This is a genomic window from Streptomyces sparsus (genome assembly GCF_054776295.1).
This window is the reverse complement of record NZ_BAAHCA010000009.1, coordinates 1-14,069: the sequence shown is the minus strand read 5'-3', so window position 1 is coordinate 14,069 and position 14,069 is coordinate 1. Positions and strand designations below refer to the sequence as shown.

General features: G+C 69.5%; 15 protein-coding genes. 6 read left to right on the top strand and 9 right to left on the bottom strand.

Features of this window, described 5'->3' with window-relative positions:
* Nucleotides 1-94 precede the first annotated feature (94 nt).
* The 5 genes from ACYVE9_RS01735 to trxA all read left to right on the top strand — a co-directional run bounded on the left by ACYVE9_RS01735 (nucleotide 95) and on the right by trxA (nucleotide 5,099).
* Nucleotides 95-1,777 carry a protein kinase family protein gene (locus ACYVE9_RS01735; RefSeq protein ID WP_461025878.1) on the top strand — a complete coding sequence of 561 codons (1,683 nt, stop codon included), beginning with the start codon at nucleotides 95-97 and terminating at the stop codon, nucleotides 1,775-1,777.
* Nucleotides 1,778-1,928: 151 nt separating this feature from the next.
* Complete coding sequence (gene sigM / locus ACYVE9_RS01730; protein ID WP_461025877.1) at nucleotides 1,929-2,588, top strand: RNA polymerase sigma factor SigM; 660 nt, start codon at nucleotides 1,929-1,931, stop codon at nucleotides 2,586-2,588.
* Nucleotides 2,585-3,589: a hypothetical protein gene (locus tag ACYVE9_RS01725; protein ID WP_461025876.1), complete on the top strand. Its 1,005-nt coding sequence runs from the start codon at nucleotides 2,585-2,587 to the stop codon at nucleotides 3,587-3,589. The genes sigM and ACYVE9_RS01725 overlap by 4 nt, the downstream gene beginning before the upstream one ends.
* Nucleotides 3,590-3,745: 156 nt before the next feature.
* A complete protein-coding gene (trxB, locus tag ACYVE9_RS01720; protein WP_461025875.1) occupies nucleotides 3,746-4,738 on the top strand; it encodes a thioredoxin-disulfide reductase in 993 nt (330 codons plus the stop codon).
* 37 nt (nucleotides 4,739-4,775) lie between these two features.
* Entirely contained in the window at nucleotides 4,776-5,099 is a 324-nt protein-coding gene (gene trxA / locus ACYVE9_RS01715; RefSeq protein ID WP_461025874.1) for a thioredoxin, read from the top strand.
* A gap of 230 nt (nucleotides 5,100-5,329) precedes the next feature.
* Here trxA and ACYVE9_RS01710 read toward each other — a convergent pair whose 3' ends face one another.
* The 9 genes from ACYVE9_RS01710 to rpmH form a co-directional block, all read right to left on the bottom strand.
* The gene (locus tag ACYVE9_RS01710) at nucleotides 5,330-5,947 is read right to left on the bottom strand and encodes a GNAT family N-acetyltransferase (protein WP_461025873.1); all 618 of its coding nucleotides are present in this window, start codon (nucleotides 5,945-5,947) and stop codon (nucleotides 5,330-5,332) included.
* A 47-nt stretch (nucleotides 5,948-5,994) separates the two neighbouring features.
* Nucleotides 5,995-7,116, bottom strand: a complete 1,122-nt coding sequence (locus tag ACYVE9_RS01705) for a ParB/RepB/Spo0J family partition protein (protein WP_461025872.1) — start codon at nucleotides 7,114-7,116, stop codon at nucleotides 5,995-5,997.
* Complete coding sequence (locus tag ACYVE9_RS01700; protein WP_461025871.1) at nucleotides 7,113-8,159, bottom strand: ParA family protein; 1,047 nt, start codon at nucleotides 8,157-8,159, stop codon at nucleotides 7,113-7,115. Before ACYVE9_RS01700 ends, ACYVE9_RS01705 begins: the two co-directional genes overlap by 4 nt.
* Nucleotides 8,160-8,503: 344 nt before the next feature.
* Nucleotides 8,504-9,241, bottom strand: coding sequence for a 16S rRNA (guanine(527)-N(7))-methyltransferase RsmG (rsmG, locus tag ACYVE9_RS01695; protein ID WP_461025870.1), 738 nt, complete (start codon nucleotides 9,239-9,241; stop codon nucleotides 8,504-8,506).
* A complete protein-coding gene (locus ACYVE9_RS01690; RefSeq protein ID WP_461025869.1) occupies nucleotides 9,238-9,741 on the bottom strand; it encodes a Jag family protein in 504 nt (167 codons plus the stop codon). Before ACYVE9_RS01690 ends, rsmG begins: the two co-directional genes overlap by 4 nt.
* Before the next feature lie 14 nt (nucleotides 9,742-9,755).
* Nucleotides 9,756-10,817, bottom strand: a complete 1,062-nt coding sequence (yidC, locus tag ACYVE9_RS01685; protein ID WP_461025868.1) for a membrane protein insertase YidC — start codon at nucleotides 10,815-10,817, stop codon at nucleotides 9,756-9,758.
* A gap of 3 nt (nucleotides 10,818-10,820) precedes the next feature.
* Nucleotides 10,821-11,111: a membrane protein insertion efficiency factor YidD gene (gene yidD / locus ACYVE9_RS01680; RefSeq protein ID WP_461025867.1), complete on the bottom strand. Its 291-nt coding sequence runs from the start codon at nucleotides 11,109-11,111 to the stop codon at nucleotides 10,821-10,823.
* Complete coding sequence (gene rnpA / locus ACYVE9_RS01675) at nucleotides 11,108-11,476, bottom strand: ribonuclease P protein component (protein ID WP_461025866.1); 369 nt, start codon at nucleotides 11,474-11,476, stop codon at nucleotides 11,108-11,110. The genes yidD and rnpA overlap by 4 nt, the downstream gene beginning before the upstream one ends.
* A 22-nt stretch (nucleotides 11,477-11,498) precedes the next feature.
* The gene (gene rpmH / locus ACYVE9_RS01670) at nucleotides 11,499-11,636 is read right to left on the bottom strand and encodes a 50S ribosomal protein L34 (RefSeq protein ID WP_030990579.1); all 138 of its coding nucleotides are present in this window, start codon (nucleotides 11,634-11,636) and stop codon (nucleotides 11,499-11,501) included.
* A gap of 450 nt (nucleotides 11,637-12,086) precedes the next feature.
* Here rpmH and dnaA point away from each other — a divergent pair, with 450 nt between their 5' ends.
* Entirely contained in the window at nucleotides 12,087-13,898 is a 1,812-nt protein-coding gene (gene dnaA / locus ACYVE9_RS01665; protein WP_461025865.1) for a chromosomal replication initiator protein DnaA, read from the top strand.
* Nucleotides 13,899-14,069: the final 171 nt, after the last annotated feature.

Genomic DNA, 14,069 nt, shown 5'->3' with positions numbered 1-14,069 from the left:
GTGCACAGTGGCGGCCAGCGGGCACAATTGGCCTTGGCTGTGGTCGAGGACGTTCATCGACCGGCCATGACGGATTGGGGAGGCAGGAGCGACGGTGGCGGAACGAAGCACGGCTGCCGTCGATGTGGCGAACACGAGCGGCACGGACAACGGCGACACCAAGCCGCTGACCGCCCGCACGGACGACGCCACGTCCGACGGCGCGGCACCCCGACACGACAGCACCGCGCCCGAACTCCACAGCGGCCACAGACTCGCCCGCAGGTACCGCCTCGAGGAGTGCGTCACCCGCCTGGACGGCTTCAGCAGTTGGCGCGCGATGGACGAGAAGCTGCGCCGCGCGGTCGGCGTGCACCTGCTGCTCGCCTCGCGCTCCTGGGCCCGCCCGGTGGTCGCCGCCGCCTGGCCCGCCGCGCTGCTCGGTGACCCGCGCTTCGTCCAGGTCCTCGACGCCGTCGAGGAGGACGACCTCGTCTACGTCGTGCACGAGTGGCTGCCGGACGCCGTCCCGCTCACCCGGCTGTTCGCGGCCGGCCCGCTGGAACCGCACGAGGCCTATCACCTCGTCAGCCAGCTCTCGCAGGCGATGGCCGCCGCACACCGCGAGGGCCTGGCACATCTGCGGCTCACTCCGGGGGCCGTGCTGCGCACCGGCACCGGTCAGTACCGCATCCGCGGCCTCGCGGTGAACGCCGCGCTGCGCGGCATCAGGTCCGACACCCCGCAGCGCGCCGACACCGAGGCGGTGGGCGCCCTGCTGTACGCGGCCCTCACCCAGCGGTGGCCCTACGAGGAGGACGCCTACGGGCTCACCGGTGTCGCCGGGCTGTCGGGCGGCACCCTGATGCCCCCCGACCAGGTGCGTGCCGGCGTGCACCGCGGTCTGTCCGAGCTGGCCATGCGGGCGCTCGTCAACGACGGCGCCACCGCGTCCAGCGAGGAGCAGCCCTGCGCGACGCCCGAGGAACTGGTCAAGGTCGTCGCGGCCATGCCCCGCATCAAGCCGCCCGAGCCGGCGTTCACCCAGCCGCCCCCGTACCGGCGCACCACCTACCAGCAGGGCAGCTACGGCCCGGAGACAGCCAGGGGCGGGCCCAGCCCGGCTCCCCCTGTGACCGCCGACGTGCCGCCCGCCCTGCCGGGCCGCACCGGGAAGGTGCTCAAGTGGGGAGTCTCGGCGCTGCTCATCACGGCACTGGGGCTGGGCAGTTGGCAGATCGCGGACGCGCTGATGAACGGCGGTTCCGAGTCGACGCCCCCCGCCGGCACGGCGGGTTCCGACGACACCACCAAGACCGTGGCCGACCCGAAGCCGCTGAAGATCAGCGACGCCCGGGAGTTCTTCCCGGACGGGAGGCCGCAGAACGCCGATCAGGCGTCGGCCACCCACGACGGTGATCCCGACACCTTCTGGCGCACCAAGAGCTACAGGGAGGGGCCCGCCCTCGCCCCCTACAAGGACGGCGTGGGGATCGTCTACGACCTCGGTTCGGTCAAGAACGTCTCCGCCGCTGCTCTGAAACTGCGGAACGCGGGCGAGCACACCAGCGTCTCCCTGTACGCGGCGCGGTCGTTCTCCTCGTCGGCGTCGCTGGACTCGCTGCGGAAGGTCAGCTCCGCCAAGACCAGCAGCACCGAGGCGGAGCTGACGATGGACAAGCCGATCAAGACGCGCTATCTGGTGGTCTGGTTCACCGCTGTGCCCTACTCCTCGGCTGACGGGTACAGCGGACCGGGCTACCGTCAGGCGTTGTCCGACGTGTCGTTCACCGGCTGAGTCGAATCGAGCCGGCCGAGGAGGAGGGGCAGCGAACGTGACCCGCGACGACTCTTCTCCTCCGCACAGCCCCGGCCCGGTCCGGGGCTCCACCGGCTCACCCCGCCCCGCGTCCCCGCCCGACTCACGTCGCCCGTCGGACGAGGTACGGGTGAGCGACGCGGACCTGCTCGCCCAGCACGTCGCGGGTGACCCCGATGCCTTCGCCGAGATCGTCCGTCGGCACCGGGACCGACTCTGGGCGGTGGCACTGCGGACCCTCTCCAACCGGGAGGAAGCAGCCGACGCCGTGCAGGACGCGCTGGTGTCCGCCTTCCGTGCGGCGCACACCTTCCGCGGCCAGTCCGCCGTCACCACCTGGCTGCACCGCATCACGGTGAACGCCTGCCTGGACCGTGCCAGGAAGATCGCCTCGCGCCGCACCTCCCTCACCGACGACTCCGAACGGCTGGAGCAACTTCTCGAACCGGAGGAGTCGGCCGCCGCGCCGGCTGAGCGCCAGGACGTGCACCGGCAGCTCGTCGAGGCCCTCGACGAACTGCCCGTCGAGCAGCGTGCCGCCCTGGTCCTGGTCGACATGCAGGGCTATCCGGTCGCCGAGGCCGCCCGCATCCTCGACGTGCCCACCGGCACGGTGAAGAGCCGCTGCGCCCGGGGGAGAGCCCGTCTGCTGCCACTGCTGGGCCATCTGCGACCGGAGGGTAGCTCCGGCAAGGAGAGGGGAAGGAACCGGACGCAGGGGACATCCGTCCCACCGCCGAAAGGTGTTGAAGGAACCGGAGCCGTGAAGGGCGGAGGTGGACCCACATGACCGCGTCTTTCGCGATGTTCGGCACCGACGACCACCCGGAGGTCGCCGAGATCTCCGCACTGTCCGAGGGTCTGCTGTCCCCGGACCGCTCAGCCACCGTGCGCAGTCATCTGTCCGACTGCTCCCTGTGCGAGGACGTACGCAGCTCCCTCGAGGAGATCCGCAGCGCCCTGGGCACCCTGCCGGGCCCGACGCGGATGCCCGAGGACATCACCGGGCGCATCGACGCGGCGCTCGCCGCCGAAGCGCTACTGGACGCCACCGCGCCGGACTCCGTCACGCCGCGTACCGCGCCGGCAGGTGCCGCCCGGGTCACTACCGGTTCCAGCACCGGAGCCACCTCCGGAGCCCGTCGTGTTTCACGTGAAACCGAGGACGTCGGGACCGACCGTGTTTCACGTGAAACACGACGTCCGGCCTCCACCAGCCCGTCAGCGGGGGCCGGCCCCGGTCGATCGCAGCGCCGTCCCTCCCGGCGGCGACGCGCCGCCCTGCTCGCCGTCGCCGGTACCGTCGCGGCGTTCTCGCTCGGTGCACTCTTCCTGCCCGGGCTGCTGTCGTCCGACCGCGGGTCAGAGGAGCAGGCCTCCGACCCCGGTCGGTCCGTCGCGGAGTCCTCCGACGGACTCTCCGCCGCCCAGCTGGAGAAGCAGGTCCACGCACTGCTGGCCCAGTCCACGGAGGACGGCACCGAGGGGGCGCTGCCGCAACCGAAAGAGGCACCCGAGGTGGGCGCCCAGACCGAGACCACCTCACCGCTCCGCGGCGAGGGCGGGACAGCCGGCGTGCCGTACTGCGTACGCGAGGGCGTCGACCGCGACGAGCCGCCGCTGGCCGCTCGGGCACAGACGTACGACGACACAGCCGCCTACCTCCTGGTGCTGCCGCACCCCGGGGACGCAGGTCGGGTGGACGCCTACGTGGTCGAGGCCACCTGCGTCTCCGAGGCACCGAACGAGCCCGGAAGGGTCCTCAGCACGGAAACGTTCGACCGCCCCTGAGCGCCTGCGGCACAGGACCGAAAACCCGGGCGGCACTCAGCCCTTCGTCCGTCGGTGTGCACACCGACATAGCGGGAATGCCTGCCCCTTAGGATCCGTTGGAGGGGGTGAAGGCCCCACAGACCCGTTACCCGTCGGCAGAGAAGGAAGACACCCGTGAGCGATGTCCGTAACGTGATCATTATCGGTTCGGGGCCTGCGGGATACACCGCGGCCCTGTACACCGCGCGGGCTTCGTTGGCGCCGCTGGTGTTCGAGGGCTCGGTGACGGCCGGCGGTGCCCTGATGAACACCACCGAGGTGGAGAACTTCCCCGGCTTCCAGGACGGCATCATGGGCCCGGAGCTCATGGACCAGATGCGGTCGCAGGCCGAGCGCTTCGGCGCTGAGCTGATCCCGGACGACGTGGCCGCGGTGGACCTCAGCGGTGACATCAAGACCGTCACCGACTCCGCCGGTACGGTGCATCGGGCCCGCTCCGTGATCGTGGCCACCGGTTCGCAGCACCGCAAGCTGGACCTTCCCGACGAGGACGCCCTGTCCGGACGCGGAGTGTCCTACTGCGCCACCTGCGACGGGTTCTTCTTCCGCGAGCACGACATCGCCGTCGTCGGCGGCGGTGACACCGCCATGGAGGAAGCCACCTTCCTGTCGCGCTTCGCCCGCTCGGTGACGATCGTGCACCGCCGCGACACGCTGCGCGCCTCCAAGACGATGCAGGACCGGGCCTTCGCGGACCCGAAGATCAAGTTTGCCTGGAACAGCGAGGTCGCTTCTCTGCACCAGAACGAGGGCAAGCTCTCCAGCCTCACGCTGCGCGACACCACCACGGGGGACACCAGCGAGCTGCCCGTCACGGGCCTGTTCGTCGCCGTCGGACACGACCCACGGACCGAGCTGTTCAAGGACGTGCTCGAACTGGACAAGGACGGCTACCTGAAGGTGGAGGCACCCTCCACGCGCACCAGCCTGCCCGGCGTGTTCGCCGCGGGCGACGTGGTGGACCACACCTACCGCCAGGCCATCACCGCAGCCGGCACCGGCTGTGCCGCGGCGCTGGACGCGGAGCGGTATCTCGCCGCGCTGACGTCCGACTCCGCGGAGCACACCCCCGAGCCCGAGAAGACCGAGGCCGCCGCCACCGTCTGACGGTCGCCCCACACCCGCACCACACAGAGGAGACATCATGGCCACCGTGACCGCGACCGACTCCGACTTCGACGAGGTCGTTCTCAAGAGCGACAAGCCCGTCCTGGTCGACTTCTGGGCGGCCTGGTGCGGCCCGTGCCGTCAGATCGCCCCCTCCCTGGAGGCGATCTCCGACGAGCAGGCCGACAAGCTCACCATCGTCAAGCTGAACATCGACGAGAACCCGGCCACCGCCGCCAAGTACGGCATCATGTCGATCCCGACGATGAACGTCTACTCCGGTGGAGAGGTCGTCAAGACGATCGTCGGCGCCAAGCCGAAGGCCGCGATCGAGAAGGACCTCGCCGAGTTCATCGGCTGATCCGCTCTCCACGTTTCGCGTGAAACGGGCCGCACCCCTGTTGAGGGGTGCGGCCCGTTTCACGTGAAACCTCAGCAGCCCCACTCGCCCGAGGACGCCGCAAGCGCTACCCGCCCCGCGCACTCCAGACGACGGAACGACTCGGCGACGCGGCAACGCGGCAACACGGCAACGCGGCGAATCAGGCAGCTTGGCGACGCGGGCAGCTCGGTGAATCAGCGACGCGCCGTCTACAGCGGGCGAAGCACCGGATCCTTGTGCACAGCGCCCAGCAACTGGTCGAGCGCACGCTCGACGTCCATCTTCCAGGAGACCGTCGAGCGCAGTTCCAGCCTCAGCCGCGGATAGCGCGGATGCGGCCGTACCGTCTTGAAGCCGACGCTCCGCAGGTACTCCGCGGGCAGCACGCAGGAAGGCTCCTGCCAGCGCGCGTCGGCGAAGGCCTCGATCGCTTTACATCCTCGCCTCAGCAGATCCTTCGCCACCGTCTGGACCAGGACACGTCCCAGGCCCTGCCCCTGGTAGGCAGGCAGCAGCCGGGCCGTCATCAGCTGGACGGCGTCGGGGGAGACCGGGCTGGTGGGGAAGGAACCGGCCCGCGGCACGTAGGCGGGCGGCGCGTAGAGCACGAAGCCCGCCGCCACCTCGTCCACATAGGCGACGCGTCCGCAGGAGCCCCATTCGAGCAGGACGGCCGAGATCCAGGCCTCCTTCTCCAGCTCCGGACGGCCGGCCTGCACGGCCGCTCTACCACTCACCGGGTCCAGTTCCCAGAACACACAACCGTGGCACGCGCTCGGCAGGTCCGACAGATTGTCCAGTGTGAGCGGTACAAGCTGACGCCCCATGGATCCATCGTATCCACGGGGCGTCGGCTCACGGGGGATGCGGAGAACTACTCGCCGTCCTCTTCCGCGTCCTGCTCGTCGGAGGCCTTGTCCAGCACCCGGCCCTCGCCGGGAGCCAACTGGCCGAGGATGCGCTCAAGATCCTCTATCGAGGCGAACTCCACGACGATCTTCCCCTTCTTCTGCCCCAGGTCCACCTTGACCCGGGTCTCGAAGCGGTCCGAAAGCCGGCCAGCCAACTGGTCCAGGGCAGGGGAGACCCGCTTGCCCGCTCGTGGGCCCTTGGCCTTCGCCGCACTGGGGCGGCTGGATCCCAGCAGGGTGACGATCTCCTCGACAGCACGCACCGACAGTCCCTCGGCCACGATGCGGTGCGCCAGGCGGTCCTGTTCCTGGGAGTCGTCCACGGAGAGCAGGGCCCGGGCGTGACCTGCCGACAGCACTCCGGCCGCGACACGACGCTGCACGGACGGGGAGAGCCGCAGCAGGCGCAGGGTGTTCGACACCTGGGGGCGTGAGCGGCCGATGCGATCGGCCAACTGGTCATGCGTGCAGTCGAAGTCCTTCAGCAACTGGTCGTAGGCGGCGGCCTCTTCCAGCGGGTTGAGCTGAGCGCGGTGCAGGTTCTCCAGCAGCGCGTCCAGCAGCAGCTTGTCGTCGTCGGTGGCGCGGATGATCGCCGGGATCTTCTCCAGCCCGGCTTCCCGACAGGCCCGCCAGCGACGCTCACCCATGATGAGTTCGTAGTCGTCGGTGGCGAGTTGCCGCACCACGACCGGCTGCAGCAGGCCCACCTCTTTGATGGAGACGACCAGTTCGGCGAGCGCGTCCTCGTCGAACACCTCGCGCGGCTGCCGCGAGTTCGGCGAGATCGCGTTGATGTCGATCTCTGCGAAGTGGGCCCCGGCCGCTTCACCCGAGGCCGGGGGCACCTCCTCGTCGACCAGCGCGGTGCCGGCCCGGGAGTCGCTCTCCTGCCAGCCGCTGTCCGGTAGGGCGGTGACCTTGGCAGCGGCCACTCCGCGGTCCGGGGGCAGTACCGGCACCGCGGTCGGGGAGGTGACCCCGTTCGCTCCGACCGTCGGCATGGCGTCCTCGTCCGCAGCTCTCGGCGCGGCCGGAATCAGGGCGCCCAAGCCGCGGCCCAGTCCCCTACGTCGTTCGGTCACTGCGTACCCTCCACCAAGCTGTGCTGATCCTGTTGTACGCCGGCGCCCCGCAGGGCGATCTCCCGCGCCGCCTCCAGGTAGGAGAGCGCTCCGCTGGAGCCGGGGTCATAAGTGAGAACCGTCTGGCCGTAGCTGGGGGCCTCGGAGATGCGCACGGACCTCGGAATGTTGGTACGCAGCACCTCTCTGCCGAAGTGAGTGCGTACCTCCTCTGCGACCTGCGAAGCGAGCCGGGTGCGGCCGTCGTACATGGTCAGCAGAATCGTCGAGACGTGGAGCTCGGGGTTGAGATGCCCCTTCACCAGGTCCACGTTGCGCAGGAGCTGGCCCAGCCCTTCCAGCGCGTAGTACTCGCACTGGATCGGGATGACCACCTCGGCTCCGGCCACCAGGGCGTTCACCGTGAGCAGGCCGAGCGACGGCGGGCAGTCGATCAGGACGTAGTCCAGCGGCTGCTCGTAGGCGAGCAGGGCGCGCTGGAGACGCGACTCGCGGGCCACCAGTGACACCAGCTCGATCTCGGCACCGGCAAGATCGATAGTGGCCGGGGCACAGAACATGCCCTCCACATCGGGCACCGGCTGCACGACCTCGGAGAGCGGCCTGCTGTCCACCAGCACGTCATAGATCGAGGGGATGTCGGAGTGGTGGTCGATGCCCAGCGCGGTGGACGCGTTGCCCTGCGGGTCCAGGTCGATCACCAGCACCCGGGCACCGTGCAGGGCCAGAGACGCGGCCAGGTTGACGGTGGTGGTGGTCTTCCCCACCCCGCCCTTCTGGTTGGCGACCACCATGACGCGGGTCTGAGGCGGGCGCGGCAGGCCTTCACCGGCTCGGTTCATCGCCTCGACCGCCTGCTGGGCGGCACGACCGATCGGGGTGTCGTCCATCGGTGGCGGGGTCTCACGCGTTTCACGTGAAACATCCACCGCTTCAGAACGGGGACCGGGGACCGGATCGGCCATCGGTCCTGCGATGTTGGCATCGGACCGCAACGGTTCACTCTCCTCGAAAGGCACGTGCGCAGACTCAAAGCCTGCCATGCTTTCCGGGCCATGAACCACTGAGCCCCGCTCCCCTGTGGACAAATCCTCGGTTGTGGACAAGTCGGGGGTACGGGGCAGTCGATTTTTCCGCGGTTCGGCATCCTCGCGGCGCTTACGGTCGCGCGGCGCGGCAGCCGAACGGCCGCGGCTGATGATTCCATGCAGCAGAGAGCGACGTTTCACGTGAAACACGATGCACCCGCCCCTGGCGGGTGCCGTGACGACACTCCGATATGCGCAGCTTTGACGTTTTTATGGAGTAAGCACCGCTGGCTTATGGAGAGAGCGCCGTCGGCCGGACCGGCCGACGAGTAGGACAACCACCCGTCGGCCGAGTCACGCTATCGACGCCGCCGGGCCGAGCGACCCGCACGCGCGGCCTTGGCCCGCTTCGCGGCGAAGCGCACTCCGCCGGGGCTCTCCCCGACCTCGGCACGGACGATGGTGGACGGCGGGTCCACCACGCCTTCGCCCGCCTGCACGACCGAGGCGTCCAGCACACCCAGCTTCTGCAGCGCGGAGCGGGAGGCCTGGAGTTCCTCAGCGGCCGTGTCGCCCTTGAGGGCGAGCATCTGACCGTAGGGACGCAGCAGCGGCACCCCCCAGCCGGCCAGCCGGTCCAGCGGCGCGACGGCTCGGGCCGTCACCACGTGCACGGGCGTGAGTGTGCCCAGCACCTCTTCGGCCCGGCCCCTGACCACCGTGACGTGGTCCAGGCCGAGCAGTTCCACGACCTCTTGGAGAAAGGTCGTCCGCCGCAGCAGCGGCTCCAGCAGAGTGATCCGGAGGTCGGGCCTGACGAGCGCCAGCGGAATCCCCGGCAGGCCGGCCCCGGAACCGACGTCGCAGACGGTGACGCCAGCGGGAACCACCTCGGAGAGCACCGCGCAGTTCAGCAGGTGGCGCCCCCAGAGGCGGGGGACCTCACGCGGACCGATCAGGCCGCGCTTCACCCCGGCGTCGGCCAGGAGCTCGGCGTAGCGGACCGCGTCGGAAAGGCGGTCGCCGAAGACCTCCTCCGCCGCCTCGGGCGGCGGAGGGAGGTGCTGGGGGTCAGGTGCGCCGAGGTCCGCTGTCACGGAAGGACAACCACGCAGCGCTGCGGTTCCTCGCCCTCGGACTCGCTGCGCAGGCCGGCCGCCGCGACGGCGTCGTGCACGACCTTGCGCTCGAAGGGCGTCATCGGCTGCAGCTTGATCCGCTCGCCGCTCTCCTTGGCGTCCTCGCAGGCCTTGGTGCCCAGCTTGGTCAGCTCCTCGCGCTTGCGCGCGCGGAAGCCGGCGATGTCCAGCATGAGGCGGCTGCGGTCACCGGTCTCCCGGTGCACCGCGAGGCGGGTCAGCTCCTGGAGGGCTTCGAGCACCTCGCCGTCCCTGCCGACCAGCTTCTGCAGATCCCTGCCGCTGGAGTCGCTGATGATCGAGACCGCGGCCCGGTCCGCCTCGACGTCCATGTCGATGTCACCGTCGAGGTCCGCGATGTCGAGCAGGCCTTCGAGGTAGTCGGCTGCGATCTCGCCTTCCTGCTCGAGGTGGCTCAGCGAGTCGGTGCCCTCAGCGGCTTCGGTGGTGTCCGTCACTGAAAGGACTCCTTCTACTTCTTGGTCTTCGCGGACTGCGGCTTCTTCTTGCCCTGCGGAGTCTTGCTCATGTTGGGCTTGCTCTGCTGGGGCTTGGCGGGGCTCTGCGGCGACTTCTTCTCTGCCGCGGGCGGGTTGGCGGCAGCCGCCTGGCGCTTCGACTTGGTCTGCCGCTTGGGCTGCGCCCGCTTGGCACGGGCCTCCTCGACGGCCTTCTGCGCCTCGACCTCGGCCGGGTCCTCCTTGAGCTTGCCCTTGGCCCGCAGCTTCTCCTGCCGCTGCTTGTAGGCGAGGGAGCCCGGCGTCGGGTTGCGCTTGATGATGTACATCTGCTGGCCGAGCGTCCACACGTTGGTGGTCAGCCAGTAGACGAGCACACCGACGGGGAAGTTGATGCCGAACACGGCGAACATGATCGGGAAGACGTACATCAGCAGCTTCTGCTGCTGCATGAACGGCGTCTTGACCGTGAGGTCGACGTTCTTCGTCATGAGCTGGCGCTGCGTGTAGAACTGCGACAGCGACATCATCACGATCATGATGACCGTGACGACGCGGACGTCCATGAGGCTGGCGTTGGCGAGCGACGCGATCTTGTCCGCACCGTCCATGAACTTCGCGGCGATCGGGGCACCGAAGACCTGGGCGTTCCGGGCGCTCTCCACCATCTCGGCGTCCAGCACACCGACCGGCTTGTCCTGCGCGATCTTGTTGAGCACCTGGAAGAGCGCGATGAAGAAGGGCGACTGCGCGAGGATCGGCAGGCAGCTGGAGAGCGGGTTGGTGCCCGTCTCCTTGTACAGCTTCATCATCTCTTCGGACTGGCGCTGCTTGTCGCTCTTGTAGCGCTCCTGGATGGCCTTCATCCGCGGCTGGAGCGCCTGCATGTTCCGGGTCGCCTTGATCTGCTTCACGAAGAGCGGGATCAGGCAGATCCGGATCACGACCACCAGGAACACGATGGACAGACCCCAGGCCCAGCCGCTGTCCTCGTCGAAGACGAGGCTCAGCAGAGAGTGGAACTGGACGATGATCCAGGAAACAGCGATATAGAGAGGACCGAGGATCGTGTCCACGAATCAGGCTCCTTGGGCGTTGGACTGGGTCCGATGCTGCTGCCAGCGGCCGCGCAGCCGCTGATGCCAGACCGGGTGCTTCCGGGCAGGAACGTGGTCGACGCCGCCGGGCGACCACGGGTTGCAGCGCAGGATGCGCCACGCGGTAAGCGCCGTCCCCTTCACCGCTCCGTGTCGGTTGACGGCCTCGTACCCGTAGTGCGAGCACGACGGGTAGTACCGGCACACCGGCCCGAGCATCGGGCTGACGGTCCACTGGTACAGCTTGATCAACCACAGCAACGGGTACTTCACGACGGCGGCCCTCCAAGAAGCCGCTGCAACGCGGCGTCGAGATCACGGGCCAACTCGTGGTGGTCCGCCTCCGCCGCGCCGGGTAGCGCTCGTACGACAACCAGGCTACCGGCGTGCAGCAACATCAGTCGGTCCCGTATCAGATGGCGCAGGCGTCGCTTCACCCTGTTACGGACGACGGCGTTGCCGACGGCCTTGCTCACGACGAAACCCGCACGCGGCGGGGGAGCTTCCTCCCCCGCCGGGTGCGGGTCCGTTCGCTGGCTCAGATGCACGACGAGGCGCGGGCGACCGGCCCTGCGTCCTCGGCGTACCGCGTCCGCGAAGTCCTCGCGCCGCCTCAGCCGGTGCTCGGTAGGCAGCACGTCATGGACCTGCGGCTCGTTCTCAGGCCGACAGGCGGGAGCGACCCTTGCCGCGGCGGGTCGCCAGGATCGCGCGACCGGCACGGGTCCGCATACGCAGCCGGAAGCCGTGGGTCTTCGCGCGACGACGGTTGTTCGGCTGGAAGGTGCGCTTGCTCACTCGGGGGCTCCAGAGGTCATCTGTGTCTCGGCGAGGCTCTCGACAAGACAGGTGTGGGGCGCCGACTGGCTGTCACCGTGCGCCCGCGAGAGGCTCGCAACGCCCGATTGCACCGCTTTCCCGACCCTTGCGGATCTTGCCCATCGGAGGCAGGCGGCAGCAGCCATCGACAACTCGACCTCGTTACGGTACGCGCGGCCGAGCCGTCCGGTCAAACCGGACCGATCCGGTGGCCGACCACGGCTTCGGGGGACTCGGTACCGCTGATCGGGTCGCCTCTGGACGGGCCGGCGCGTTCACCATGGCACATTTGTGCACACCCTGTGGACAACAACTTGAGGTGGCTGGCTCGCGACGACTACCGTGAGCGAACTTCGATTCCTTCCCGGGCGTCCCGAGAACCACACTTTCGTGAAAAGTGTCCCCCCAGCGAGTGAGAGAGCGTGCCCTGTGGCTGACGTACCTGCTGATCTTGCCGCAGTGTGGCCACGGGTGCTGGAGCAACTGCTCACCGAAGGTCAGGGAATCGAGCCGAAGGACCAGCGCTGGCTCCGGGACTGCCAGCCGCTCGTACTCGTCTCGGGCACCGCCCTGCTGGGCGTGCCCAACGAGTACGCCAAGGGCGTGTTGGAGGGCCGGCTCGCCCCCATGATCAGCGACGCGCTCAGCCGGGAGTGCCAGCAGCCGATCAGGTTGGCGGTCACCGTCACCGGTCCGGCACCCGACCAGCAGCCGGCCCCCGCGCCGGCCCCCGCCCCCTCCTCCGAGCAGCCGCCGCCCCAGCACTCCCCGCCCCGCCCGCAGGCGCACCGCTACGACGACCCGCGTTTCGACGATCCGCGGTACGACGAGCAGCCCAGGTACGACGAGCAGTCGCGCTACGAGGACCAGCGGGAGCTGCCGACGGCGCGTCCCGCGTACCCCGACTACTCGCATCCGCCGCAGCAGCACCGCATGCGCCGCCCGCACCAGCCCGGCGGCTGGCCGCGTCCGGACGGCGACGGTTGGCAGTCGCAGCGCGACCCCTATCCCTCACAGCCCGGTGGTTACGAGGGCTTCGACAAGTACGAGGCGTACGAGCAGCGTCCGCAGCCCGGCTACGAGCAGCACCAGCGCCAGCAGAACCCGCCGCCGTCCCGGTTCGACGAGCCGATGGCGCTGCCGGCGCCCAGCGGTGCCCCGGGGCCGCTCGCCGCGCAGCCGGCGCCGGCCACCGGCCCCGGTGAGCCGACCGCGCGGCTGAACCCGAAGTACCTCTTCGACACCTTCGTCATCGGCGCCTCGAACCGCTTCGCGCACGCCGCCGCGGTGGCGGTGGCCGAGGCTCCGGCCAAGGCGTACAACCCGCTGTTCATCTACGGCGAGTCCGGGCTGGGCAAGACGCACCTGCTGCACGCGATCGGGCACTACGCGCGCAGCCTCTACCCGGGCACCCGGGTCCGGTACGTCAGCTCGGAGGAGTTCACCAACGAGTTCATCAACTCCATCCGCGACGGCAAGGCGGACGCGTTCCGCCGCCGCTACCGCGACATGGACATCCTGCTGGTCGACGACATCCAGTTCCTCGCGAGCAAGGAGTCGACGCAGGAGGAGTTCTTCCACACCTTCAACACCCTGCACAACGCCAACAAGCAGATCGTGCTGTCCAGCGACCGGCCGCCCAAGCAGCTGGTCACCCTCGAGGACCGGCTGCGCAACCGCTTCGAGTGGGGTCTGATCACCGACGTCCAGCCGCCGGAGCTGGAGACCCGGATCGCGATCCTGCGCAAGAAGGCGGTCCAGGAGCAGCTCAACGCGCCGCCCGAGGTGCTCGAGTTCATCGCCTCCCGCATCTCGCGCAACATCCGCGAGCTGGAGGGGGCGCTGATCCGGGTCACCGCGTTCGCCAGCCTGAACCGGCAGCCCGTCGACCTGGGGCTGACCGAGATCGTGCTCAAGGACCTCATCCCCGGTGGTGAGGACGCCACCCCGGAGATCACCGCTCCGGCGATCATGGCGGCGACCGCGGACTACTTCGGGCTGACCGTGGACGACCTGTGCGGCTCCTCGCGCAGCCGGGTGCTGGTCACCGCGCGGCAGATCGCCATGTACCTGTGCCGGGAGCTGACGGACCTGTCGCTGCCGAAGATCGGCGGCCAGTTCGGCGGCCGCGACCACACGACCGTGATGCACGCGGACCGCAAGATCCGTGCGCTGATGGCCGAGCGGCGGTCCATCTACAACCAGGTCACCGAGCTCACCAACCGCATCAAGAACGGCTGACCGAACGGCCCTCCCCGGCCTCCCCGCGCCCTGAGCGCCCCCCGCACCCCGAGCGCCCCGCGCCGTGCCTGTGCCGTACCTGTGCCGTGCCTGTGCCGCCCGGGGATGCCCCCACGTCCTCGTCCGCGCACCCGCTCCGCCCTGCCCCGTGGCTCCGGCGCCTGTCCCCAG